22 protein-coding genes, 1 tRNA gene and 2 pseudogenes are annotated in these 22,939 nt (G+C 59.4%); 10 read left to right on the top strand and 15 right to left on the bottom strand.

What is annotated here, in order from left to right; translation table 11 throughout:
* Positions 1-99: 99 nt before the first annotated feature.
* Positions 100-504, bottom strand: coding sequence for a hypothetical protein (locus RMV17_RS24915; protein WP_016983591.1), 405 nt, complete (start codon positions 502-504; stop codon positions 100-102).
* 141 nt (positions 505-645) lie between these two features.
* On the opposite strand from RMV17_RS24915, the gene can reads away from it, so the two are divergent.
* Positions 646-1,290 (top strand): carbonate dehydratase, encoded by a 645-nt coding sequence (gene can, locus RMV17_RS24910; protein ID WP_007912954.1) that lies wholly within the window; start codon positions 646-648, stop codon positions 1,288-1,290.
* A 7-nt stretch (positions 1,291-1,297) separates the two neighbouring features.
* Here the strand turns inward: can and RMV17_RS24905 are convergent, their stop codons facing one another.
* The 3 genes from RMV17_RS24905 to acpA form a co-directional block, all read right to left on the bottom strand.
* The gene (locus tag RMV17_RS24905; protein WP_034156063.1) at positions 1,298-1,822 is read right to left on the bottom strand and encodes an SET domain-containing protein-lysine N-methyltransferase; all 525 of its coding nucleotides are present in this window, start codon (positions 1,820-1,822) and stop codon (positions 1,298-1,300) included.
* Positions 1,823-2,001: 179 nt separating this feature from the next.
* Positions 2,002-3,189 carry a hypothetical protein gene (locus RMV17_RS24900; protein WP_311883311.1) on the bottom strand — a complete coding sequence of 396 codons (1,188 nt, stop codon included), beginning with the start codon at positions 3,187-3,189 and terminating at the stop codon, positions 2,002-2,004.
* Between the two features lie 120 nt (positions 3,190-3,309).
* The gene (gene acpA / locus RMV17_RS24895; RefSeq protein WP_311883309.1) at positions 3,310-5,013 is read right to left on the bottom strand and encodes an acid phosphatase; all 1,704 of its coding nucleotides are present in this window, start codon (positions 5,011-5,013) and stop codon (positions 3,310-3,312) included.
* Positions 5,014-5,160: 147 nt separating this feature from the next.
* Here acpA and RMV17_RS24890 point away from each other — a divergent pair, with 147 nt between their 5' ends.
* Both RMV17_RS24890 and RMV17_RS24885 read left to right on the top strand, forming a co-directional pair.
* Entirely contained in the window at positions 5,161-5,451 is a 291-nt protein-coding gene (locus tag RMV17_RS24890; protein WP_026000487.1) for a nucleotidyltransferase family protein, read from the top strand.
* On the top strand, positions 5,448-5,792 hold the full coding sequence (locus RMV17_RS24885) for a DUF86 domain-containing protein (RefSeq protein WP_175553209.1): 345 nt from the start codon (positions 5,448-5,450) through the stop codon (positions 5,790-5,792). The genes RMV17_RS24890 and RMV17_RS24885 overlap by 4 nt, the downstream gene beginning before the upstream one ends.
* A 36-nt stretch (positions 5,793-5,828) precedes the next feature.
* On the opposite strand, the gene RMV17_RS24880 is transcribed toward RMV17_RS24885, so the two are convergent.
* A complete protein-coding gene (locus RMV17_RS24880; protein WP_311883300.1) occupies positions 5,829-7,247 on the bottom strand; it encodes a TIGR00366 family protein in 1,419 nt (472 codons plus the stop codon).
* Between the two features lie 350 nt (positions 7,248-7,597).
* On the opposite strand from RMV17_RS24880, the gene RMV17_RS24875 reads away from it, so the two are divergent.
* Positions 7,598-8,911, top strand: coding sequence for an MFS transporter (locus tag RMV17_RS24875; protein ID WP_311883298.1), 1,314 nt, complete (start codon positions 7,598-7,600; stop codon positions 8,909-8,911).
* Positions 8,912-8,950: 39 nt separating this feature from the next.
* Here the strand turns inward: RMV17_RS24875 and RMV17_RS24870 are convergent, their stop codons facing one another.
* Positions 8,951-10,321: a gluconate:H+ symporter gene (locus RMV17_RS24870; RefSeq protein WP_311883296.1), complete on the bottom strand. Its 1,371-nt coding sequence runs from the start codon at positions 10,319-10,321 to the stop codon at positions 8,951-8,953.
* Positions 10,322-10,512: 191 nt separating this feature from the next.
* Between RMV17_RS24870 and RMV17_RS30235 the strand changes: the two are divergent.
* The 4 genes and pseudogenes from RMV17_RS30235 to RMV17_RS24855 all read left to right on the top strand — a co-directional run.
* Positions 10,513-11,337: pseudogene (locus RMV17_RS30235) on the top strand (PAS domain-containing protein); the annotation flags it as partial.
* The gene (locus RMV17_RS30230; protein ID WP_371748318.1) at positions 11,317-11,877 is read left to right on the top strand and encodes a methyl-accepting chemotaxis protein; all 561 of its coding nucleotides are present in this window, start codon (positions 11,317-11,319) and stop codon (positions 11,875-11,877) included. The pseudogene RMV17_RS30235 and the gene RMV17_RS30230, both read left to right, overlap by 21 nt.
* 166 nt (positions 11,878-12,043) lie before the next feature.
* Positions 12,044-12,643, top strand: a complete 600-nt coding sequence (locus tag RMV17_RS24860) for a flavin reductase family protein (RefSeq protein ID WP_311883292.1) — start codon at positions 12,044-12,046, stop codon at positions 12,641-12,643.
* 77 nt (positions 12,644-12,720) lie between these two features.
* Positions 12,721-13,353 carry a LysE family transporter gene (locus RMV17_RS24855; protein WP_311883290.1) on the top strand — a complete coding sequence of 211 codons (633 nt, stop codon included), beginning with the start codon at positions 12,721-12,723 and terminating at the stop codon, positions 13,351-13,353.
* A gap of 39 nt (positions 13,354-13,392) precedes the next feature.
* On the opposite strand, the gene RMV17_RS24850 is transcribed toward RMV17_RS24855, so the two are convergent.
* From RMV17_RS24850 to ggt, 4 genes and pseudogenes are all read right to left on the bottom strand, one after another.
* On the bottom strand, positions 13,393-14,205 hold the full coding sequence (locus RMV17_RS24850) for a MerR family transcriptional regulator (RefSeq protein WP_311883288.1): 813 nt from the start codon (positions 14,203-14,205) through the stop codon (positions 13,393-13,395).
* Between the two features lie 62 nt (positions 14,206-14,267).
* Positions 14,268-14,474: pseudogene (locus tag RMV17_RS24845) on the bottom strand (type II toxin-antitoxin system HigA family antitoxin); the annotation flags it as partial.
* A gap of 119 nt (positions 14,475-14,593) precedes the next feature.
* Positions 14,594-14,962: a DUF6124 family protein gene (locus tag RMV17_RS24840; protein WP_034156054.1), complete on the bottom strand. Its 369-nt coding sequence runs from the start codon at positions 14,960-14,962 to the stop codon at positions 14,594-14,596.
* A gap of 396 nt (positions 14,963-15,358) precedes the next feature.
* On the bottom strand, positions 15,359-17,191 hold the full coding sequence (gene ggt / locus RMV17_RS24835) for a gamma-glutamyltransferase (RefSeq protein WP_311883284.1): 1,833 nt from the start codon (positions 17,189-17,191) through the stop codon (positions 15,359-15,361).
* 261 nt (positions 17,192-17,452) lie between these two features.
* Between ggt and RMV17_RS24830 the strand changes: the two genes are divergently transcribed.
* On the top strand, positions 17,453-18,565 hold the full coding sequence (locus tag RMV17_RS24830) for a DUF2817 domain-containing protein (protein WP_311883282.1): 1,113 nt from the start codon (positions 17,453-17,455) through the stop codon (positions 18,563-18,565).
* A 75-nt stretch (positions 18,566-18,640) separates the two neighbouring features.
* Here RMV17_RS24830 and RMV17_RS24825 read toward each other — a convergent pair whose 3' ends face one another.
* From RMV17_RS24825 to RMV17_RS24815, 3 genes are read right to left on the bottom strand one after another with little or no spacing between them, the layout of a single operon-like run.
* Positions 18,641-18,892: a bacteriocin immunity protein gene (locus tag RMV17_RS24825; RefSeq protein WP_108226063.1), complete on the bottom strand. Its 252-nt coding sequence runs from the start codon at positions 18,890-18,892 to the stop codon at positions 18,641-18,643.
* 23 nt (positions 18,893-18,915) lie between these two features.
* Complete coding sequence (locus RMV17_RS24820) at positions 18,916-19,170, bottom strand: bacteriocin immunity protein (RefSeq protein ID WP_108226006.1); 255 nt, start codon at positions 19,168-19,170, stop codon at positions 18,916-18,918.
* Positions 19,171-19,174: 4 nt separating this feature from the next.
* Positions 19,175-20,422: an S-type pyocin domain-containing protein gene (locus tag RMV17_RS24815; protein WP_311883277.1), complete on the bottom strand. Its 1,248-nt coding sequence runs from the start codon at positions 20,420-20,422 to the stop codon at positions 19,175-19,177.
* Between the two features lie 373 nt (positions 20,423-20,795).
* Between RMV17_RS24815 and RMV17_RS24810 the strand changes: the two genes are divergently transcribed.
* Positions 20,796-21,194 carry a helix-turn-helix transcriptional regulator gene (locus RMV17_RS24810; protein ID WP_311883275.1) on the top strand — a complete coding sequence of 133 codons (399 nt, stop codon included), beginning with the start codon at positions 20,796-20,798 and terminating at the stop codon, positions 21,192-21,194.
* A 68-nt stretch (positions 21,195-21,262) separates the two neighbouring features.
* Here the strand turns inward: RMV17_RS24810 and RMV17_RS24805 are convergent.
* Both RMV17_RS24805 and RMV17_RS24800 read right to left on the bottom strand, forming a co-directional pair.
* Positions 21,263-21,339, bottom strand: a tRNA-Met gene (locus RMV17_RS24805).
* An 85-nt stretch (positions 21,340-21,424) separates the two neighbouring features.
* Positions 21,425-22,879: an amidase gene (locus tag RMV17_RS24800; RefSeq protein ID WP_311883273.1), complete on the bottom strand. Its 1,455-nt coding sequence runs from the start codon at positions 22,877-22,879 to the stop codon at positions 21,425-21,427.
* Between the last annotated feature and the right edge of the window lie 60 nt (positions 22,880-22,939).

The raw sequence follows: 22,939 nt of genomic DNA, 5'->3' as shown, positions 1-22,939 counted from the left end.
CTCCCACAGTGGATTTGATTCGCACACAACTTTTGTGATCAAACCAAAAACCTGTGGGAGCGAGCCTGCTCGCGAAAGCGTCCTGTCAGGCAACGAAGATCAGCGGTTGCCATCCAGCGGATCGCGCCGCGCCAGTTCCGCCTCATCCAGCCCATTGCCGCCGCCAATGTCATCCTCATCGACAATGCTCAGATCCCAATCGGCCTGATTGCCTTCCCCGGCCTCTTCGGCATCCCGCGCGCCATCTTCATGGATCAGCGTTTCCGGGCTCAGGTCATCGTCAGTCGGCTCATGATCACTGACTGAAGCCCCGGTCATACCCGCCTCGCGCACCCGTTCACGCGGCATCAACTGCTCGCGTTCACGCTCGGGAATCTCATCACCGATTTTCGCACTGGGTTCGTCTTCATCGAAATCCAGCTCATGCACCGAACCCATGCGGTCTTCGTTATCATCGATGGGCTCTGGTTGCACCGCATCGTAAGGGCGTCGTGAATCAGTCATGGCAATTCCTCATACTGTGGGCCTTACTTAGGTGGACTCACTGGGCACACGAGAATTCCAATGAAATCACTTGCGGTGGCGGCGTGACCCCGACGGGTGGTCGTCTGTCATACCAGCGCATCTTTCTTGAGGCCTTACAGCATGCATGACTTACAAGACCTGATTGATAACAACGAGCGTTGGGCTGACGCGATCACCAAGGAAGACCCGGATTTCTTCGCCAAACTGGCGCGCCAGCAAACGCCGGAATATCTGTGGATCGGCTGTTCCGACGCACGCGTGCCGGCCAACGAGATCGTCGGCATGCTGCCGGGCGATCTGTTCGTGCACCGCAACGTTGCCAACGTGGTGTTGCACACCGACCTCAACTGCCTGTCGGTGATCCAGTACGCGGTCGACGTGCTCAAGGTCAAACACATCCTCGTCACCGGCCACTACGGCTGCGGCGGTGTACGCGCCTCGATGCAGGATCGCCAGTTTGGCCTGATCGACGGCTGGCTGCGTTCGATCCGCGATCTGTACTACGAAAAACGCGAAGAGCTGGCCAAGCTGCCGACCGAAGAAGAGCAGGTCGATCGCATGTGCGAACTCAACGTGATCCAGCAAGTGGCCAATGTCGCCCACACCAGCATCATCCAGAACGCCTGGCATCGCGGGCAGAGCCTGTCGATCCACGGTTGCATCTACGGCATCAAGGATGGCCGCTGGAAAAGTCTCAACACCACCATCAGTGGTTTCGAGCAATTGCCGCCGCAGTATCGTTTGCGTCCGGTCGGCGCGTTGTAATCCGCCTTCAGCGCAAACCGGAATGTCGCCAGCGCTGTAGAAAGTGCTGGCCTTCGAGGCTGGGTGGTTCGTCGAAACCGGTGATCCACCCGCGGCAACGCGGGGAACCGCAACCGCAGGCGAACTGGCGCAAGAGTTTGTCTTCGGTGGCGGCGTAGTCCATGGTCAGCCGTTCACCCCTGTGGATATCTTTCAACGCCCACAGCCATAACTCGCTCATGTCGAGAAATACGTTAGGGTCGCAGGCGTGTTCGATCAATCCGCAAAAGCGCGGATCGTAGATGTGGATGCCCGTCAGCAATTGTCGGGTCTGTCGACAGCGATAGGGCAGCAATTGTCCTGACACCCGGCACATTCGCTGGGTGTGCAGGAATTCGCGCCGCGCTGTCACCGCCATCGGGGTGCCGTACTCATCGTGGATGATTTCGAAGTCGGCACTGGCTGGAAAACCCAGTCGCACGGGAAGACCGGCGAAGGGGTAAATGCCCTCTGTATCGCGTGGCGACGATTGCGCCATGGCGTGGATATTCATATCAGTCCTTGTCGTGAGGCTTTGCGACTTCCTTGGGTTGACGTCCTGTCAGTACAGCAATGCTGCTGGTTGGATCCAATCGTGTCTTATTAGGTATAGCCGGTCTACTGTCAGATCTGACAGGCGATTTAGACGTTTTCCCGCGTCAGCATTGGCTGACACGGGAATGTCTGGAGCGATTACAGGTGCGGAGCGGGGACGGCGGTGGCTGGCAGCGGTGCCTGCAGTTGCTTCAGTTGGGCCTTGATCGGGGTGGTCGCGCATTTGGCGACGGCTTGTTCCGGGGTCAGGTTGCGGATCGAGGTATAGAACAGCTCGCAGGTTTTGACTTTCTGCGTGACCTGCCACGTCTGCGTGCAACTGTTGAGGGTGGCCTGTGCATCGCTGCCCGGTTTGCTGCCCATGCCCGCCTGCCAGCAGGCCGCGCTCAAATCCTGGCCCATGACCTTCAGGCCCGCAGCATCAGCCTTGGCCTGGGCATCGTCGCCGGTGTAGCTCTTCGGGTCAGCGGCGTACCAGATGTAGCTTGGGTGGTTGGAACCCAGCACCGGCACTTTCACGCCTTCGCTCGGGCTGATCGTCGCCAGCCCCAATACATTCACGGTCGGCCCGTATTGCTGTTTGATCCAGTTACGCACCGGCGCGCCGAACGCGACCATCGGCAGCGTCGTGCCGCTGGCGGTCTGGCTGAATTGTTTGACCAGGGTGGTCTGGTAGTCCTTGAAGTAGTCATACACGCCTTCCAGATCACTGCCAGCATTGGACGGCGCAGCGATCGGGGCGATATCGATGATGGTTTGATAGGCCGGCGTCTGCTCGGCAGGAATGCCATTGTCAGTCAGCAGCGTCGCCCAGCGATCGGTGGTGTTCGAACGCAGATAGTCCTGCGCCTGGGTCAGCGAGTAATCCGGCGGGAAGTGCAGCAACTCGACACTTTTACGGTTTTCCAGGGCCATGCCCAGTGGCAGGAACAGATACCAGCTGTAGGCCCATTTGCCGTCGGCGTTGAGTTTGCTGGCGCCGGAGTAGGCCAGATCTCCCGCGTCCAGCAGCGCTGACAAGGGTTTGTCGTAACCCTTCGGCACGCCGGTGATTTCGGCGTAGAGCTGGCCGTTATCGGTTTTTACCAACACCTTGGCATCGGCATAACCATCGCGTTGCACGCTCTGGTTCAGGTAATGGGCGACGGTCTGTTCCAGCGTCCAGTTGCGGAAGCAGATCACGCTGCAGTTGTTGGGATAAGCGAAGAGGCGGGTGACGCGCTCAGTGCTGCCCAGTTTCAGATCGACATCGGCGTGGGCGGCTGCGCTCAATGTAAGCGCGGCGAGAGCCAGTGCTACGGGGGTAAGTCCTGCGAGTTTGAACATGCTCAGATCCTTTTCAGCGTGGGCTCCCCCGCGTATCGGGGGCGGCTCATAGTGGATCAGCCGCGTTTGACAGAGAAGCCGTCATCGGCAGAATTTTGCGCAAACTCGCAGGGCTGCTTTTCAGGCCTGAAAATGCAGGGCGTTGGTTAGGTCGCCCATGGGTTTCTGGCCCCGGGCAATCATCGCCTCGTCCCGCTGTTTGAGGCCGTCGAGGCTCTCCAGCTGGAAGACCCGAGTGATCAACCGCAGGATCGACGCCGTGTCGTAGACCGTGTGATCCACCGTGCCCTTGCGCGCAAACGGCGACACCACTAACGCTGGCACGCGTGACCCCGGGCCCCACCGGTCGCCCTTGGGCGGTGCGACGTGATCCCACCAGCCGCCGTTTTCGTCGACCGTGACGATCACCACCATGTTTTTCCACTGCGGGCTTTCGCGCAGCACTTTCAGCGCGCGCACGATGTGCCGATCCCCGGAAGCCACGTCGGCATAACCGGCGTGCATGTTCAGGTTGCCTTGGGGTTTGTAGAAACTCACCGCCGGCAACTTGCCCGCTTCGGCATCGGCAAAGAACTTGTTGCTGCTCGATTCGTCACCCAAGCCAGCATCACGCAGACGCTTGTTGCGCTCGTCGGGGTTCTCCGGGCCTTGCTGCTTGAAGTAGTTGAACGGCTGATGGTGATACTGGAAGTTGGGAATTTTCGGAATGCCGCCGGAATCCTTGTACTGCTCCAGCGTCGCCTGCCACGCACCGGCATACCACGCCCAATCGATGTTCTTTTTCGACAGTTTGTCGCCGATGTGTTCGTGGGTCTGCGGCACCATGACGTTGGGCAGATCCGCTTTGGAGTACGCCGGACGCTCCGGATCGCGAATCCACGTCGGCCAGTAGGGCGGGGCGAGGGTGTTGACGCCGAAGCCATCCGGGGTCAGCGCACTCGGGCCGAACTGCGGCGGGCCGGTCATCGCGCTGGCAGGCGATGCGTCCAGCGGCTTGAGGCGCGGATCGGCCGGATTATCGCTTTGCAGCGCGGCAATCTGCGACTTGGCCACTGAATTGGCTGCGCCCGGATAGAACGGCGCGGTGGCGCTGATCAGGTATTGGTGATTGAGGAACGAGCCACCGAAGGCACCCTGGAAGAAGTTGTCGCACAGCACGAATTCCTGAGCGACGTCCCACAGACGCAGGGAATAACGGCTCTGCGCGTAATGACCCATGGTCAAGCCACCGGAATCGGCCCAGGCCACGAAGCCGTCATTCTTGCCGCCGTTGATCTGCATCTGGTTCTGATAGAACACGTGCCACAAATCGCGGGTCACCAGACCGAACGGCAAGTCCTCGCCGCTCGGGCCTTTGAGGGCGAACGGTGCGTTGGGCAGGTTTTCCTGAAATTGCGTGGCGCTGGGATAGGTCACGCCATCGAGGGTTTGCGGGCCGATCTGCAGCACGCCGCCCCAGACTGGCGGCAAGGTTTGCAGCAGCGCGCCGTCGCGATCGCGTTGTTGATAGTCAGTGGGCTTGAGCGCAGACAGCGGCTTTTCGACACCGGGGAAATCACCGAACAGATTGTTGAAACTGCGGTTCTCGGCGTAGATCACCACCACGGTTTTCACCTGATCGCGCAGGGCCTTGTCCAGCTCTGCCGGTGTCAGTGGACGCTCGGAGGGTTTGCCAGGTTGCTCGGTGGTATTGCCGCACCCGGCCAGTGTTGCACCGACACCCAATACCGCGACGCCTCCTAGAAAGCGGCGGCGGCTGGTGTCGGTGGGGGTATCGGAATCAGCGGAAGAGGGTATGTCGATGCCGGTTGTATCGTCGCTCATGTCTCAGCCCGTTTTGCTTAAATGTTTCAGTATGTTTCGGGCGGACGCTAGCAAGGGGATGTGACGGTTGAGTTACAAACGGTGCGGTGTCTAGCGCCCTTCAGCACTGCTAGACTGCTGCATTAATGAATCTGGCCAGGGTGCGCCATGAAGCCTTCCACTGCTCTTGATTTGCAACGCGTTGCCATCCGTGAGGTTGTCGGAAGATTCCGTGTGGCCAATCCCCGTGTATTTGGCTCCGCCGCACTGGGGACTGATCTGGAAGGCAGTGATCTGGACTTATTGGTCGATCCACTTCCCGGTACCACCTTGTTCGATCTCGGTGGGCTGCAAGTGGAGCTCGAGGACTTGTTAGGCGTGACTGTCGATCTGCTGACACCAGGAGATCTACCGCTGAAGTTTCGGCAGCAGGTTCTGGATCAGGCTCGTCCCGTATGATCGAAAACCGGCTCGGCGATTACCTCGAACATATGCGGCAGGCCGCGAGCGATGCGTTGATATTTATCGAAGGCCTGAATAAGGAAGAGTTCGCCGAAGACAAGCGAACGCAGCAAGCAGTCATTATGAGTCTGGTCATCATTGGCGAGGCGGCTACCAAGGTGATGGATCGTTATCCCGAGTTCACTGCTCAGAACACGCAAATTCCATGGCGGAGCATGCGCGGAATGCGTAATCGAATCGCTCATGGCTACTTCGATATCAATCTGGATGTAGTGTGGGAAACGGTTCAGGTCGCTTTGCCCGAGCTATTAACGGTACTCCCTACCGAACAGAACTGATCGCACCTGCACTAAGGCAGGTGCAACCTCTTCAAATTACGGCATCACCGGCGGCGTATACGCCAATGTCGTCCCCAGCGCCCACAGCAACAGCAGCACCAGCGGCGTGTGCACCAGCAATTGCACGAACGAGAAACCGATCAGATCCCGCGCCTTCAGCCCCAGTACGCCCAGCAACGGCAGCATGTAGAAGGGGTTGATCAGGTTCGGCAGTGCTTCGGCGGCGTTGTAGATTTGCACCGCCCAGCCGAGGTGGTATTGCAGGTCATTGGCGACTTGCATCACGTACGGCGCTTCAATGATCCACTTACCGCCGCCGGACGGGATGAAGAAGCCAAGAATCGCCGAGTACACGCCCATCAACAGCGCATAGGTGTCGTGGGAGGCGATGCTGACGAAGAAGGTCGAGATGTGGTGCGCCAGGGTTTGCGCATCTGCACCTTTGACCGTCGTCATCAGTGCGGCAATCGAGCCGTACAGCGGGAACTGGATCAACACGCCGGTGGTGGTCGGCACCGCACGGGCGACGGCATCGAGGAAGCTGCGCGGACGCCAGTGCAGCAAGGCGCCGAGCATGATGAACAGGAAGTTGTAGGTATTGAGGCCGGAAATCGCGGTGATCGCCGGTTTGGTCGAAAACTCGTGGAACAGCCATCCCGCCGCCAACAGCACCAGCACAATGATCAGCAGTGGACTGTGTTCCAGCCATTCACCTGGACGGGTGCGCGGTTGCAGCGGAGGCAGATTGAAGGCCGGGTCGATGCCGCAGGCCTTGGCGTCACGCGCCGAGTTCGGCCCGGGGGCGGTGGCGTAGGCGATGATGATCGAGATCACGATCAGCGCCAGCAACATCACGCCCGACTGCCAGAGGAAAATCGTTTCGGTGAACGGAATCACCCCAGTGATCGACAGGATCGACGGCGGCAGGCTGGCCGGGTTGGCCTGCAACTGCGCAGCCGACGACGACAGACCCAGCGCCCATACCGCGCCAAGGCCCAGATAGGCAGCGGCGCCGGCGGCACGGTAATCCATTTTCAGATCAGTGCGGCGGGCGAGGGCGCGCACCAGCAAACCGCCGAACACCAGCGACAAGCCCCAATTGAGCAGGGACGCGACCATCGAGATCAGCGCCACCCAGGCCACGGCGGAGCGGCCGTTTTTCGGGATCCGTGCTAACCGGTCAATCAGTTTTACAGCGGGTGGGGAGCTGGCGACCACGTAGCCGCCAATCACCACAAAGGCCATTTGCATGGTGAACGGAATCAGGCTCCAGAAGCCGTCGCCGAACGCCATCGCGGCATCGGTGGGTTTGGCGCCCATGGCCAGGGTGGCCAGGGCGACGATGATCACGGCCAGCGCGGCGAATACCCAGGAGTCGGGGAACCAGCGTTCGGCAAAATTGGAACAGCGCAGGGCAAAGCGCGCAGAGCGGCTATCTTCGATATCAACGGCCACAGGGAGTACCTCGGATTTTTATGGTTATTGTGGTCCGCGGGAACGCTCGTCGATCTCGACAACACAGAGATCCCTGTGGGAGCGAGCCTGCTCGCGAAGAGGTCGGCACATTCAACATTGAGGTTGCCTGAACTGACGCTTTCGCGAGCAGGCTCGCTCCCACATGGGGTTCACTGCGATTGATCGGCGCTGGCGTCGCCTCGCTGGACAGGCAATAACAGTAATTCAACTGCCGATGCTTTGTGAGCAGCTTTTGCAAAACCGGGACTATGGTCTAACGGGTTGTCCATCCGGCCATTTGCGTAGACCATGGGCGCCTTGGTTTTTTGCCTGATCCAGAGTTCTTTGCCATGACTGCCCAATCCCCGGCCAAACCCGCGCCGTTCAGCCGTTCCGACTACAAGACCCTCGGCCTTGCGGCCCTTGGCGGCGCGCTGGAAATCTACGATTTCATCATCTTCGTCTTCTTCGCCCTGACCCTCAGCCAGCTGTTCTTCCCGCCGGAAATGCCCGAGTGGCTGCGTCTGCTGCAAAGCTTCGGAATTTTCGTCACTGGCTACCTGGCGCGGCCGCTGGGCGGGATTCTGATGGCGCATTTCGCCGACAAACTCGGGCGCAAGAAGGTCTTCAGCCTGAGCATCCTGATGATGGCGCTGCCGTGCCTGCTGATCGGGATCATGCCGACCTACGCGCAGATCGGTTACTTCGCACCGCTGCTGTTGCTGGCGCTGCGCATCCTGCAAGGTGCAGCGGTGGGCGGTGAGGTGCCGAGCGCCTGGGTGTTCGTCGCCGAGCACGCACCGGCCGGTCATCGCGGTTATGCCTTGGGCTCTTTGCAGGCTGGCCTGACTTTCGGTTACCTGATCGGCGCGTTGACCGCGACGTTCCTTGCACAGGTGTTCACCCCGGAGGAAATCCTTGATTACGCCTGGCGCTATCCGTTCCTGCTCGGTGGCGTTTTTGGTGTGATCGGCGTTTACCTGCGCCGCTGGCTGAGCGAAACCCCGGTGTTCATGGCCATGGAAGCGCAGCGTGAAGCGCGGGTCGAACTGCCGTTGCGCACGGTGCTGCGTGAGCACCGGCTGGCGATGCTGCCGGCGATGTTGCTGACCTGCGTGCTGACCTCGGCGGTGGTGGTGTTCGTCGTCATCACACCGACCATGATGCAGAAAACCTTCGGCATGACCGCCAGCCACACGTTCGCGCTCAGTGCATTGGGCATCGTCTTCCTGAATGTCGGCTGCGTGATTGCCGGACTGCTGGTCGACCGCATCGGTGCCTGGCGCACGGTCATGCTCTATAGCTTGCTGCTGCCATTGGGCATCGGCGTGCTATACGGCTGCCTGATCACGGGCGGCCATTGGGTGGGGGTGGCGTATGCCATTGCTGGTCTGGCGTGCGGTGTCGTCGGCGCTGTGCCGTCGGTGATGGTCGGTTTGTTCCCTGCGCGTATCCGCGTGTCAGGCATTTCCTTCACCTACAACATTGCCTACGCCGCATGGGCGAGCATCACACCGCTGCTGCTGATCGGACTGATGCCGTGGAGCCCATGGATCTGCGTGATGTTCTGCGCGGTGATGGGCGTGGTCGGCGTCCTCAGCGCAGCGTATTTTGGCGCGCGCATGCCCCGAGTCGGCAGCCAATCCGTGGCGCCCTGTTCCTGAAAACGGGTTATCAGCCTCGGCGCCAACCCGCCGAGGCCGTTACGTCAGCCAGTGCCACCACAACAACGTCCCCGCCAGACCCACTACCGAGACGATGGTTTGCAAGATCGACCAGACCCAGATCGTCTGTTTCAGCTGCAAGCCAAAGTACTCGCGAACCATCCAGAAGCCGGCGTCGTTGACGTGACAAAAGAACACCGAGCCGGCACCAATCGCCAACGCCACCAACGAACTTTGCGTCGCAGCGAGCCCTGCCATCATCGGCGCCAGAATCCCCGCCGTCGTGGTCGTCGCGACCGTCGCCGAGCCTGTGGCCTGACGCAATGCCACAGCGATCAGCCAGGCCAGCAACAGGTACGGCATATGCGCGCCTTCAGCGACTTTGCTGATGGTCTGACTGACGCCGGCATCCAGCAAGGTCTGCTTCAAGCCGCCGCCAGCGCCGATGGTCAGCAACAGCACGGCAATCGGCGCGAGGCTTTTGCGCAGGGTGCCGCCGACGTCTTCACGGGGCATGCCATTGGCCCAACCGAGGCAGATCACCGCCGCCATCACCGCAATACTCAGCGCCACCAACGGTTCGCCGAGAAACTTCAGGGTCAGAGCGACGCTGCTTTCAGGGCTCATCGCGACTTTCGCCAGAGTGCTGCCGAGCATCAGCAGCACCGGCAACAAAATGATCAACAGCGACATGCCGAAACTCGGCTGACGCGGCGCTTTCGGCGGCGCACTGAACAAGGCGCCAAGCTCAGCCGGCTCATCGACATGCATGCGTTTTGACAGCCAGTTGCCGTACAGCGGCCCGGCCAATATCACCGCCGGGATGGCGATGCTGAACCCCAGCAACATGGTCAGCCCGAGGTCGGCATGCAACGCGCTGACCGCAATCAGCGGCCCCGGATGCGGCGGCATCAGCGCATGCAACGTGGTCATCCCGGCCAGCGCCGGAATGGCGATTTTCAGCAGCGGCTGACCCGAACGCCGGGCCATGACGAAGATGATCGGCACCATCATCACCAGTCCGACTTCAAAGAACAGCGGCAGGCCAATCACCATCGCCACCAGCGCCATGACCCACGGCAGCGACTTGCCTTTGCCCAGTCCGAGCAAGGTCGAGGCAATGCGGTCGGCGGCGCCGGATTCGGCCATCAGCGCCCCGAGCATCGAACCCAGCGCAATGATGATCCCCGCTTCACCGAGAATCGCCCCGGCGCCTTTGCTGAACGCCTTGGCCACGTCTTCGGGCGGTAAACCGGCGCCGACACCAGCGATGAAAGTGCCGATCAGGATCGATAGAAACGGCGGAAGTCTGGTGGCGCTGATCAACACGATGATCGTCGCAATGGCCAGCAGGCAGCAGAGAATCAGGCGGGTGTCGTGAACCATCCAGGCAGCGGTCGATAAATCCAAAACGGGACTCCTTATCGGGCGGATAGCTGCAACATGTTGTTGCAATTTGCCTTGAGAATACCTGAAGTGGCCGGGCCAGAGCGTTGGGTTTTGTACCTTCCCGGTAGGCGAGTAGAGAGGGGTGATGGCCTATCGAGATTATTTTTGACTGACCGGTCGCAAACGCTCTTCAGAAAAGATTTTCAAGGCCGATGGCTAGGCTGCATCCCGCTTTCTATCCTGCCCATCGGTACTTCCCCATGTTCAACAAACGCTTGAAGCAAGAGCTGGCCGCTCTTCGTGAAGAACTCTCCAGCCTTGTGCAAGTGAAGGAAAGCCTGGAAAGCGAGATGCTGGTGCTGACCCTTGAGCCCGACGGGCGCATTCAGTCGGTCAATCAGAACTTCCTCACCGAGATGCTCTACAAGAGTCAGGACCTGATCGGTCGTGCCATTGAAGACATCGTCCCGGCCCACGTAAAGTCTGACGAATTTCATCACCGCTTCAAAAATGCCATGAATCGCGGCGAGCACTTCGCCGGTGCCGTGCGCCTGCTGCGTGGCAATGGTGAAGAAGCGTGGCTGCGTTCGATCGTGCAACCGGTGCGTTCTTCGGATGGGCGCATCAAGCACATTTCGCTGTTCGCCAGCGACCTGACCCGCACTATCGAAGCCTCCCGTGAACACGAAAACCTGATCGGGGCGTTGGTGCGTTCGACGGCGGTGATCGAGTTCGACCTCAACGGCAATGTGCTGAACGCCAACGATCGCTTCCTCAGCGGCATGGGTTACAGCCTGGCGCAGATCAAGGGCAAACATCACCGGACGTTCTGCGCTCCGGAAGAATACAACAGCGCCGAGTACCAGAATTTCTGGCGTCGTCTGAACAATGGCGAGTTCGTCGCTGACCGCTTCAAGCGTGTCGACAGCCATGGTCGTACGGTGTGGCTGGAGGCGTCCTACAACCCTGTGGTCGATGCCAACAACAAACTGTACAAAGTGGTGAAGTTCGCCACGGTGATCACCGATCAGGTCAACCGCGAGCAAGCCGTCGCCGACGCGGCCAGCATCGCTTACAGCACTTCGCAGCAAACCGACAGCACGGCGCAACGTGGCACCACCGTGGTCACCGAGGCGGTGAATGTGATGCGTGATCTGTCGCGGCACATGCAGGCGGCGGGTGAGGGCATCGAGGCGCTGAACGAGCAGTCGCAGGTGATCGGCACCATCGTCAAAACCATCAGCGGCATTGCCGAACAGACCAACCTGCTGGCGCTCAACGCTGCCATTGAGGCGGCGCGCGCCGGTGAGCAGGGCCGTGGTTTTGCGGTGGTGGCCGACGAAGTGCGGCAACTGGCTTCGCGCACCAGTCAGGCGACCGAAGAGATCGTCACCGTGGTGCGGCAGAACCAGGAAATGGCACGCAATGCGGTGGCGCTGATGACCGACGGCAAGCTTCAGGCCGAACAGGGGCTGGCGCTGGCGGCAGAGGCGGGTACGGTGATTGTCGAGATTCAGGATGGTGCGCAGAAGGTCGTGAATGCTGTCGGCCAGTTCGCCAATCAACTCTCCCACTAATCTCCACTGATCCATTGTGGGAGCGAGCCTGCTCGCGAAGGCGTCAGTTCACTTAGCAGTGCTGTTGACTGACACACCGCTTTCGCGAGCAGGCTCGCTCCCACAGGTTCTGTGTTTCTTCAGTGGCAGCGCTACAATCGGCTCCTTTTCCCCCGGAGCAGATCCCATGAGCGATTCCCACCGCCGCCCGGTGCCCCTGAACAAAGCCTACCGTTTGCTCAACCACGGGCCGACCGTGCTGGTCAGCGCCGCCCACGACGGCCAGCGCAATATCATGGCCGCCGCTTGGGCGATGCCATTGGACTTCGAACCGCCGAAAGTCGCCGTCGTCCTCGATAAATCCACCTGGACCCGCCAGTTGCTCGAAGCGTCCGGCACCTTCGTGCTCAACGTCCCTTGCGTCAATCAGGCCGACATCGTGCAAACCGTCGGCAATACGTCGGGCCTGGAAATCAGCCAAACCCAAGGGCAAGACAAGTTTCAGGCTTACAGCTTGCAGACGTTTGCCGGCGAACAAGTCGAAGCACCGCTGCTCGACGGCTGCGTCGCCTGGCTGGAATGTCGTTTGCTGCCGGAGCCGCGCAATCACGAGCAGTACGACCTGTTTCTCGCCGAAGTCATCGCCGCCCAGGCCGATGAACGCGTGTTCAGCGACGGGCGCTGGCATTTCGAAGGGCACGATGGTTTGCGCACCTTGCACCACGTGGCGGGCGGGCATTTCCTGAAGATTGGTGATGCGGTGGATGGCAAGACGTTAGCGGTCTGAATGACAGCTGATGGCAAAACATTGCCGGATGTTGCAAGGTGGAGGGCATCGTCGAACCCAATCAGGCGCATACCCCCATGGATTTTTCCCTTTCGAGTTATCTGGCGCCGCTGCTGTCGCTGGCCCTGTTGTGGACGGTGGCCGTGGTCACGCCCGGCCCGAATTTCTTCAACATCGCGCAACTCGCGGTCAGCCGTTCCCGCCGACACGGTGTCGTCGCGGCGCTCGGCGTCGCCAGCGGAACCGTGTTATGGGGGCTGGCGGGTGGCCTGGGCATTCAGTCGCTGTTCAGCGCCGCGCCGACGCTGTACCTGAGCTTCAAGATTGCCGGTGGCTGTTACCTGATCTACCTCGGGCTCAAGCAGTTCAAGCGCAAGACGCCGATTGTCGCGGGCACGCTCGATACCTCGGAGCAGACATTGCTCGGCGCTTACGGGCGGGGCTTTCTGGGCAACATGACCAATCCCAAGTCGGCACTGTTCGTCGCCACCATCTTCGCCACCGCCATGCCGGCTCACATCCCGCCACTGTTACTGGCACTGGCGGTGCTGACCATGGCGACGTTGTCGTTCAGCTGGTATTGCTGCGTGGCGCTGTTCTTCGCCAGTCGGCGGATCGCTGGTGTGTATGAGCGTTCGCGGCAATGGCTGGATCGCTTGGCCGGTGGTTGTTATTTGCTGTTTGGGGCGCATCTGGTGGCGAATCGCTGATCGTGAAAAAGGCTGCGTATGCAGCCTTTTTCATGAGCATCAGCCCTTCAGCGGAATGTACAACTCGACCACGCTGCGCGGGTCCATCGGACCGAAGAACCGCTCGCCGCAATACTCGAATTCAATTCCTTCGTCTGGCGCCATACCGGCAGCGGGCAGCCATTCGCTGTAAGCGGCGCGAAAGGTTTCCGGCAGCGTTGTGACTGTTCCGTGGTGCTCCACGCGGGCATAACGACGAGCCGGTATCTGCAATTCGACCATGCCAGAAATCAGCGGGGCACTGTGTCCCACCGGCAGGCCGGCGATGTAGCGCCATTGACCGTCTTCCAGCGGCTGGCACACGCCGAAAGTGCCGAGCGGTTCATGCAGACGGTCGATCTCTTCCTCCCGTGGTACAAACCGCTGCCACATGTCGGCGATGGTGCCTTCGTCATCTTGTTGCCAGGTCATGCCCATGATTCGCAGGGCGGGATAGTCGACACGTGCAGGCGTTTGCATGGCCGGCAGCGGACGGTCCGGTTGTGCAAGATAACGGTTCAATTGCCCTAAAACGTTTTCGCTGCGCTGGATATCGGCCCTCAATTGCTGCGCATGCTTTTCGAGGGTTTCGCGCAGATTGACGACACTGTCCAGCCCGCCATTGGCGGACAAGACTTTGATCTCGTCGAGTCCCATGCCTAACTGTTTGAGCCAGATGATTCGGCCAAGCGTGACGATTTGCTCCGGGCGATAGTAGCGATAACCGTTGTCTCGGCCGGTGGCTGCCGGGCTGAACAAACCAATGCTGTCGTAATGACGCAATGCCTTGGTGGTGAGCCCGTGGCAGCGGGCCATTTGTCCGATGGTAAGCATGAACCTCTCCTGTTGGCTGCTTGGACTCAACGGTAAAGCTTGCCCCAAGGGAAAACTCAATCCCCTGATTGTTCCATCCGGAATTTGAATGCTTCGGTCGGGTTATAGCGCGGAAATTGCTTGGTTTCATAGGCTTCGATCAAGGTGATCATGGCCTCGAAGTAGTTACCTTCCGGGGAGTTACGTTCCGGTTCATTGTCGAAAAGCGCAGAAACGTCTTGCAGCGCCGCACGGTAGTCTTCTTCGGTATGAATCGGAAGTATGTTCATGAGGTGCTCTAATTTCAGCGGGCGATGACTACGGCTTGCGGTACCCCCTCGCCCGATCTTTGGCTACAAGAAAAATCCGATGCCTGTGCGGGCATCGGATTTTTTATACGTCGAAGTAATTATGCAGTCGGCTGAACGTTATCCAGCGCCTGATTCACCGCCAACTCACTCAGCATGACGACTTGCGCGATACCCAGCGCGGTCTTGCGGTGCGCGGTATCCAGCACGGCGGCGAAATTGTTGAGCATCTCGGTGACTGAACCCAAGGATTCACTGGCATTGGCCAGCAGCGATTCGGTGTCGTAAACCGGGTTGGCGAGGTACATGGGTTCAGCGACGCGGGCGGACGCCATGATGTGAATGGTCGGTTTGAGGTAGTGGTCGAGGGCGCGGTCGGCCGCTTCGTTGAGTTTTTTGCTGTCGATGGTTGCGTACGGGGATGTTGGGTCGGTGTTTGTTTCGGGGGGATTGGGTGTTGGTTTTTTCATGGTGTTCTCCGATCAGGATTGGAGCTGGCCGACTCGGTTTCCGAACGAATAGGTGGCAGCTGTACGCAGGTTGGAAACCCGGGGAACGGAGAACCCGGTTGACCCGAAGGTCTCCCGCGCACAGCCGCCATAACGGAGTGCACACCATGAAGATGCGCAAGGATACGTTATGAAAGGCGCTTGTGCGCTCGGTTCTACTCGGGGTTTCCAATCCCGGTCACTGAATTGGCAGCGACGAGTACAGGCTAGAGAGCTGACGTCCGACGGACAACCTGAAAACCTTGTGGGACGGTTCTCTGTTTACCTCGCAGCTTTTAAACATCCCGATTTGAAATACGCTGTGTGCTAAGCAAAAGGCCTACCTCGCGGTAAGCCTTTTTTGTTTGCGTACTACTCTCAATCCCCCAACGCTTCACCTTCCCGCCGTGGATCCGCGCCACCCTCCAACGACGCTTTCCCCTGCGCATCCTTGACCCGCACGATGGCCTGGGTGCCGCTGGTCATGTCGATTTCAGTCACCGCATGCCCTTTGTCTTTTAGCGCCTTGATCAGCGCCGGGCTGAACTGGCCTTGTTCCAGTTCGGTCGGGCCATTGCGGCTGCCGAAGTTGGGCAGGCTGATGGCGCTTTGCGGGTCGAGGTTCCAGTCGAGCAGGCCGACGGTGGTTTTGGCCACGTATTCGATGATTTGCGAACCGCCGGGCGAGCCGACCGTGGCGACGAATTCGCCGCTGTGGCGATCGAAGATCAGCGTTGGCGCCATCGACGAGCGTGGACGTTTGCCGGGTTCGACGCGGTTGGCGACTTTCTGGCCGTTCTCTTCGGGGATGAACGAGAAGTCTGTCATCTGGTTGTTGAGCAGGAAGCCCTGAACCATCAGGTGCGAACCGAACGCAGCTTCGATGGTGGTGGTCATCGACACCGCGCCGCCGAGGTCATCCACCGCGACCACTTGCGAGGTGGAGATGCGCAGCGGCGAGCGGTCCGGCGCGTAGGCAACCTGCACGCCCGGCGGCGTGCCCGGTTTGGCGCTGCCCATGCTGCGCTCGCCGATCAAGCTCGCGCGGCTGGCGAGATAACCCGGGTCGACCAGGCCTTTGACCGGCACCGGTACGAAGTCGGTGTCGGCGACATATTGCGCACGGTCGGCGTAGGCCAGGCGTTCGGCTTCGGCGATCAGATGAACCGCTTGCGGATCCGGTTCGATGCCGGCCGGTTTGTCGGTTTTTACCGGTTTGAGCGGCGTCAGGGAAAGGCGTGGATCGAGGGTTTCCAGCGCCTGCAACGTGCCGAGAATCTGCGCCACGGCGATCCCGCCCGACGACGGCGGCGGCATGCCGCAAACCTGCCAGCGTTTGTAATCGGTGCACAGCGGCGCACGTTCCTTGGCCTGATAGCGCTGCAGATCGTTCAGCGACAGGCTGCCGGGATTGGCGTGGCCCTGCACCTTGGCGACGATTTCTTCGGCGATCGCGCCTTTGTACAACGCGTCCGCACCTTCGGTGGCAATGCGTTTGAGCACGGCGGCCAATGCCGGGTTTTGCAGACGCGTGCCGACGGCTTTGACGCTGCCATCAGCGTTGAGGAAGTACTTGGCCATGTCCGGCGACTGGCGGATGACTGGATCTGATTCCAGCAGCGAATGCAAACGCGCAGAGATCGCAAAGCCTTGCTCGGACAGTTTGATCGCCGGTTCAAACAGCTTCGCCCACGGCAGGCGACCGTGTTGTTTATGCGCCATCTCCAGCGCGCGCAACACGCCTGGTGTACCGACCGAGCGACCGCCGATCTGCGCCTGCGGGAACGCCATCGGCTGGCCATCGGCACGCAAGAACAGCTTCTCGGTCGCCCCGGCCGGTGCGGTTTCGCGGCCGTCATATGTGCGCACCTGTTTACCGTCCCACAACACGATCATCGCGCCGCCACCGATCCCGGACGACTGCGGCTCAACCAGCGTCAACACCGCTTGCATCGCAATCGCCGCATCAATCGCCGAACCGCCCTGACGCAGCATCTCGCGCCCGGCCTCAGCAGCCAAGGGATTGGCAGCGGCGGCCATGTGTTTGCTGGCGTGACGGGTTTGCAGATCGGTGCGGAAACCGGACGCGGCTTCCGGTGCCAGCGGCAAGGTCGAAGAGGGCGGGGCGTTACACGCGGTGAGGGTCAGGGCGCTGATGATCAGCGTCAGGGCAGGCAGGCGAAAGCGGCTCAAGGGCAAGGCTGAAAACACGCGGGCTCTCCGTCCGTGGGATAAAAGTCTCAGGGACTTTATCGACCGCCCGGTCGCGACGCAAACCGATGGGCATTTTTGTCTTTCTTTTCAGGGCGGATGTTCGCTAGGGTCAATGTCAAATTCATCGAACTGAAGCAAGCCCCTGTGGGAGCGAGCCTGCTCGCGAATGCGGTGTATCAGCCAGCCCGAATATTGAATGAAACACCGCTTCGCGAGCAGGCTCGCTCCCACAAATACAAGATCAACAAGAGGCCAAGAATGCACAGCGAGTTCCCCACCGAATCCAGCTACCGCGATCAACGCGAACAGTTCATCACCGCCGCCAATGCCGCCGGCGCCGCGCTCACCTCCTACGCACATCCACGTTGCGGGCCATTCGGCGAACCCCTGAGCACCGACGTCGCCGTGCTCGGCGATCCGCAGGCCAAACGTCGGCTGGTAGCGCTCAGCGGCACGCACGGCGTCGAGGGCTATTACGGCTCGGATTGTCAGATCGATTGGCTGAAAACCTTCGAACCCGGTTCTCTGCCCAAGGATGTCGCGGTGGTCATGGTGCACCTGATCAATCCATGGGGCACGGCGTGGTTACGCCGGGTCAACGAAGACAACATCGACCTCAACCGCAATCACCTCGATTTCACCGGGCCTCTCCCAGATAACAGCGCTTATGCCGCACTGCATGAAATCTACGCGTGCACCGATTTGCACGGCCCCGAGCGCCATCGCGCCGATGCCTTGCTCGATGCGCAGATCAACGAACACGGCTGGCCAGCGGTGATGTCGATTGTCGAGGGCGGTCAGCACAGCCATCCCGATGGACTGTTCTATGGTGGCCGTGCGCCGAGCTGGTCGAACCGCACGTTGCACCAAATCATCGAAACGCATCTGGCTGGCGCTGAAACCGTGATGTGTTTCGACCTGCACACCGGCGCCGGTGAGTACGGTCATCCGATGTTGCTGACCATCACCCAGGCGCCGTACCCGGCACTCGCGCAAGCCCAGGCGATTTATGGTCCATGGCTTTACACCCTGCACACCGGCGCCGACACCTTGAGCGAAACCGGAGTGGCAGCGACGGCTACCGGGTACACCTCGCAGGCGTTGCTCAATGCTTTACCGCACGTGCAGTTGATGCCGTTCGTGATCGAGTGCGGGACGTATCCGGGGCCGGAGGTGCATCGGCATTTGCGTGATGATCACTGGCTGCATTTGCATGGCGATCCGCTGGATGCGACGGGGCGGGGGATCAAAGTGAATCTGCTCGAGCAGTTCTATCCGGCTGATCCGGATTGGCGGGCGATGGTGGGGCTGCGGACTCGGCAGATTTGGGCGAAGGGGTTGGCAGTCCTTTTGGCAGAGAAGCCTGAGTAGATCAGGCACAGCCTTGTGGTGGGGAGGTTTATCCTCTCGCCAAAAGTTCGCTGATCTCGAGGTGTAAATTAGTATTTATTGCTTAAACCCAGGCAGTCCATTTGCGGCTCGCCATTCCTTTACAGTCTTGGTGATGCCCTCGGCAGAATTGTCTGCTGTTGGCTCGGGATAAAAAATTAAATCGGTTCCATCCGGGTGGGCGGTAACCTTCCTGAACTGTGCCAGCAACTCACCAAACTCTGCGTCTGAGCCGCTCCTATTGGCGGTCCGCATCTTTTCGATGAAACACATAAACTCGGCTTCTGTGTAGTCGGATATTTTTGCCACGATTTTTTCTGTGGGCGGGAAATTCACTGCTTGAAGCCAGGCAGTCCATTTGCGGCGCGCCACCTTTTCACGGTTTCGATGATTCCTTCGTTGGAATTATCTGCCCCAGCTTCTGGGTAGTAGATCAAGTCCGTTCCATCTGGATGTCCGGTGATAGTGCAAAAGTGGCTTAACAGCGGGTCGAGAACTTCATCGGGAGCGTTTTTGTTGGCGGCTCGAATCTCTTGCAGAAAGCTTAGAAACTCTGCTTCGGTATAGTCAGAAAGGCTGGTTTTCATTGAATTATTTCCGATGAATATCTGCGTGGTTTTTTGGCGTGTTGATCCGCAAATTGTCTACGTGATAAACCTCGCCACCCTTTGAAATTGGATCGACATGATGAATTTCAAAGGAGCCTTTTGAACCATTGGAATCCCTATAACGGGCCTTTGGCGCATTGCCATTCTGCATCCGTTCAATATTGTCCGGGATGAACTGGCTGCGCAAATCTGGATCATTCACAACTTCAGTCCAAAATGCTCTTCTGAAGGCATCGAAGCTTGAAAACTCCCGCCCCCTCAGCCTGTCCGCAATCCGTGTCGGAATCGGCGCACCGATCCCCGTTCCCGCCCCAGCAAGCCATATCCCCGAAACATCCTCACCAATCCCCGTCACCGTACCCGGCGTCAGTCTGGCCGGCCTCGAAAACACCACATAAAGCGACTTCAGCCCAGTGTCCGCAGGGAACACCAGAATACAATCCTCGGCAGTAATGTCCTCGCCGGGCAGGCCTTCTATCTGGGTATCCGTGTTCTCGGGAATCGGATGAACAAGGATCGTGTTCAGTTGCTCGCCGTGTTCGGGATAGATCAGCGGCGGCATTGAACCGAGTGGCCCGCGTTGTGGCGTCCACAAAATCGTGATGCCGTTGAGCTTGGCCTCCATCGCAGTCTTGTCGGTATTCCACTCGACTTTGACAGTACGCACCGAGTCATCGCCCGAAGCGCCGGAGTGGATGCCGTAAACCTGCATGACCCCTTCGGCATCACGCCGAAACTGGAAGCGCACACGAGTGGCGGCGCGGCTCATGCGGCGCAGTTGTTCGTCGGTGTGCAGCGTGCCGTCACCCATGCGGGTCGGCAGCATCCCGAGGACGAACACGCTGGCCGGCCCAGCAGCGCCGCGAATTGCCCAGTTGAGGCGCTGTTGCAGAATTCCGCCGCCCGCCAAACGCCCCAAGGCCAGATCGGCGCCTATTGCTGTCGCGACAGCGGTGCTGGCAGAGGGCAAGAGCATGGCGCCGGCGACCATGACCTTGCCGAAGTTGCTGGTGGGTTCGGGTGCCGTGCCGGCGTCCGTTCGGCACCAGTTATCCACAGTGCAGGACTTGGCGAACACCTGATCTTCGCGCGGCTTGGGCGTTGGCCATTCATCCTTTTCGACGTACACCGGCTCCGGCGGGGGAGGCGGATTCCAAGCCGCCCACGAGCCGTTCCATCTCGGACGTTCCCAAGGCCAATCTTCATCGAAGAGAGATTTGAATCGAGCCATGCCAACTCCCTGTATGGCTTTGAATCGAGCCAGGGAAGCTTGTCGGTCAATGGGGGATTCGGGCAAACCGATGGGGTGAGTTTCAGGCGGGTGGTTTTACGAAAAATCCAATTCGTACCTGAATCGGAACTGTTTCCTACAGCGCTCTCTCGGCCTGTTGATTGGCGATTGGTTCAGATGAACCAACGGTGTTTCGTGCTTGTAGTCTTTCGCTTTGGATGGAGGGCGCGTCTGAATTTTTCCTACAGATTTTTCAGGTCGACAACTTACGCGCCTTTACCTGAGGATGTTTTCTGTTGTTTTTCCAGGATGGATTTCAGATGAAAAGGATGAGTCCGTTGCCAATCAACTCTATTTTCAGTCGGCCATTGTCATGAGTATTTCCAATGAGGACCGCGATTTTCTGATGGCGATGGGCAGTCGCATTGCTCACTTACGCACAGTTCACGAAATCACACAGACGCGGTTTGCACGGGCTTTAGGTCTTTCCCGGCAAACCTTTCAGGGCTACGAGGAGGGCACCCGCAGCATGCCGGTCACGACGCTGGTGAAGATGGCATTTGCGCTTCGCGTGCCTGTTGAAGACCTGCTCGGGGTTCCCTCGTACACGGAGACGCCCAGACGCAGCTTGACCTCGACGTGGTATCGGCGGCTGCAGTCCATCAATGAGCTTTCGAAGGTTCAACAGAAGGTCATTGCACAGATGCTTGACGCACTAATCGCACAGGCCGCGACCAAAGCGAGCAACGAAGAGAAGGATATTTTGAAGTAACAGATTACCGAGACTTTTCTCTGGGCATAAAAAAACGGCCTACCTTTCGGTAAGCCGTTTTTAGTACTTGGTGGCTACACAGGGACTTGAACCCCGGACCCCAGCATTATGAATGCTATGCTCTAACCAACTGAGCTATGTAGCCAAGTGGCGCGCATTATTCCCCTGAAATGGAAAAGCGTCAAGCGTAAATTTAAAAATTTTTCTACGCTTTCAACCGTTTATCAAAATCACTGCCTCAACAGCGGCGAAGGGCAGCGTTGGAACCAGCGGCTGGCCTGTTCATACGCGTGCGCCAATTGCAGGACAGCGAAGTCAGCCTGGTGCTTGCCGATGATTTGCAGCCCCATCGGTAAACCGTGCGAATTGAATCCGGCCTGAACATTGGCCACCGGGCAACCCGACAGCGTGCCTGGGATGACCACCTCCATCCAGCGGTGATACGTGTCCATCGCCACGCCTTCGATAGACGTTGGCCAAGGCTCGGTTTTATCGAACGGGAACACTTGGGCGCTGGGCAGCAGCAGGTAATCGTACTTTTCGAACAGCCGAGAAATCGCCCGATACCAATCGCTGCGCACCGCCGAAGCGGCAAACACTTCGCTGGCCGACAGCTTCAAGCCATTCTCCACTTCCCAGATCGCCTCCGGTTTCAGCAATGCGCGTTTTTGTGGATCGGCATACGTCGCGCCCAGCGACCCCGCGACCATCCAGTGCCGCAACGTCCGCCAACTGCTCCACAGCCGCTCAGGCGCGAAACCCGGCTCAACCGACTCAACGTGGCAGCCAAGGCTCTCAAAATCAGCAAAGGTCTTCTCGCACAACGACAGAACGCCTTGCTCCATCGGCAGATAACCACCGAAATCGCCCAGCCAACCCAAACGTGTACCTTTGAATTCACGCTCCAACGGCGCCGCAAACGCCTCGCCGGATTCGGCGATGGACAACGGCGCTCGAGCATCACCACCAGCCTGCACTGACAACAGCAGCGCCGCATCTTTCACACTGCGCGCCATCGGCCCTTCGTAACCGAGCTGATCGAAAAACAGATCGGCACTGTCATCAAACGGCACACGACCCTGTGACGGACGAAAACCAAAGATGTTGTTGAACGCCGCCGGGTTGCGCAGCGAGCCCATCATGTCGCTGCCATCCGCCACCGGCACCAGGTGCATCGCCAGCGCCGCCGCCGCACCGCCACTGCTGCCGCCCGCGGTTTTGCTCGGGTCATACGCGCAAGCGGTGGCACCAAACAACGGGTTGTAACTTTGCGAGCCGAGGCCGAATTCCGGGGTGTTGGTCTTGCCGATAATGATCGCGCCGGCTGCCTTGATCCGCTCGACCATGATGCCGTCGCGCTCAGGCACGAAGTCCTTGTACAGCGGCGAACCCAGCGTGGTGCGGATGCCTTGGGTCAGCGACAGATCCTTGATCGCATGGGGCAGGCCATGCATCCAGCCACGGTATTGGCCACGTGCCAGTTCGGCATCGCGTTCATCGGCCTGAGCCAGCAGATGTTCCGGCGATTGCAGACTGATCAGCGCATTCACCAACGGGTTGAAACGTTCGATATGGGCAAGGTAAGTCTGCATCACTTCCCGGCAGGAAACCTGGCGCAGGCGGATGCGCTCGGCGAGTTCGTGGGCCTGCAACAGGACCAGTTCGCTGATGTTATTAGAGTTCATTGCACGTGGCCTTTCAGACGGCTGGAAAAGCGCCCCGCCGGTGCGACGGGGCGGTAAATA

It is taken from the genome of Pseudomonas sp. VD-NE ins (genome assembly GCF_031882575.1).
Taxonomy (GTDB): Bacteria; Pseudomonadota; Gammaproteobacteria; order Pseudomonadales; family Pseudomonadaceae; genus Aquipseudomonas; species Aquipseudomonas fluorescens_BZ.
This window is presented reverse-complemented; position numbering and strand designations above follow the sequence as displayed.

What these genes read in the sequence shown, in the direction of transcription:
- RMV17_RS24915 (WP_016983591.1), bottom strand. Translation starts at nt 504, where the DNA reads ATGACTGATTCACGACGCCCTTACGATGCGGTGCAACCAGAGCCCATC.
- can (WP_007912954.1), top strand. Translation starts at nt 646, where the DNA reads ATGCATGACTTACAAGACCTGATTGATAACAACGAGCGTTGGGCTGAC.
- RMV17_RS24905 (WP_034156063.1), bottom strand. Translation starts at nt 1,822, where the DNA reads ATGAATATCCACGCCATGGCGCAATCGTCGCCACGCGATACAGAGGGC.
- RMV17_RS24900 (WP_311883311.1), bottom strand. Translation starts at nt 3,189, where the DNA reads ATGTTCAAACTCGCAGGACTTACCCCCGTAGCACTGGCTCTCGCCGCG.
- acpA (WP_311883309.1), bottom strand. Translation starts at nt 5,013, where the DNA reads ATGAGCGACGATACAACCGGCATCGACATACCCTCTTCCGCTGATTCC.
- RMV17_RS24890 (WP_026000487.1), top strand. Translation starts at nt 5,161, where the DNA reads ATGAAGCCTTCCACTGCTCTTGATTTGCAACGCGTTGCCATCCGTGAG.
- RMV17_RS24885 (WP_175553209.1), top strand. Translation starts at nt 5,448, where the DNA reads ATGATCGAAAACCGGCTCGGCGATTACCTCGAACATATGCGGCAGGCC.
- RMV17_RS24875 (WP_311883298.1), top strand. Translation starts at nt 7,598, where the DNA reads ATGACTGCCCAATCCCCGGCCAAACCCGCGCCGTTCAGCCGTTCCGAC.
- RMV17_RS24860 (WP_311883292.1), top strand. Translation starts at nt 12,044, where the DNA reads ATGAGCGATTCCCACCGCCGCCCGGTGCCCCTGAACAAAGCCTACCGT.
- RMV17_RS24855 (WP_311883290.1), top strand. Translation starts at nt 12,721, where the DNA reads ATGGATTTTTCCCTTTCGAGTTATCTGGCGCCGCTGCTGTCGCTGGCC.
- RMV17_RS24850 (WP_311883288.1), bottom strand. Translation starts at nt 14,205, where the DNA reads ATGCTTACCATCGGACAAATGGCCCGCTGCCACGGGCTCACCACCAAG.
- RMV17_RS24840 (WP_034156054.1), bottom strand. Translation starts at nt 14,962, where the DNA reads ATGAAAAAACCAACACCCAATCCCCCCGAAACAAACACCGACCCAACA.
- RMV17_RS24830 (WP_311883282.1), top strand. Translation starts at nt 17,453, where the DNA reads ATGCACAGCGAGTTCCCCACCGAATCCAGCTACCGCGATCAACGCGAA.
- RMV17_RS24820 (WP_108226006.1), bottom strand. Translation starts at nt 19,170, where the DNA reads ATGAAAACCAGCCTTTCTGACTATACCGAAGCAGAGTTTCTAAGCTTT.
- RMV17_RS24815 (WP_311883277.1), bottom strand. Translation starts at nt 20,422, where the DNA reads ATGGCTCGATTCAAATCTCTCTTCGATGAAGATTGGCCTTGGGAACGT.
- RMV17_RS24810 (WP_311883275.1), top strand. Translation starts at nt 20,796, where the DNA reads ATGAGTATTTCCAATGAGGACCGCGATTTTCTGATGGCGATGGGCAGT.
- RMV17_RS24800 (WP_311883273.1), bottom strand. Translation starts at nt 22,879, where the DNA reads ATGAACTCTAATAACATCAGCGAACTGGTCCTGTTGCAGGCCCACGAA.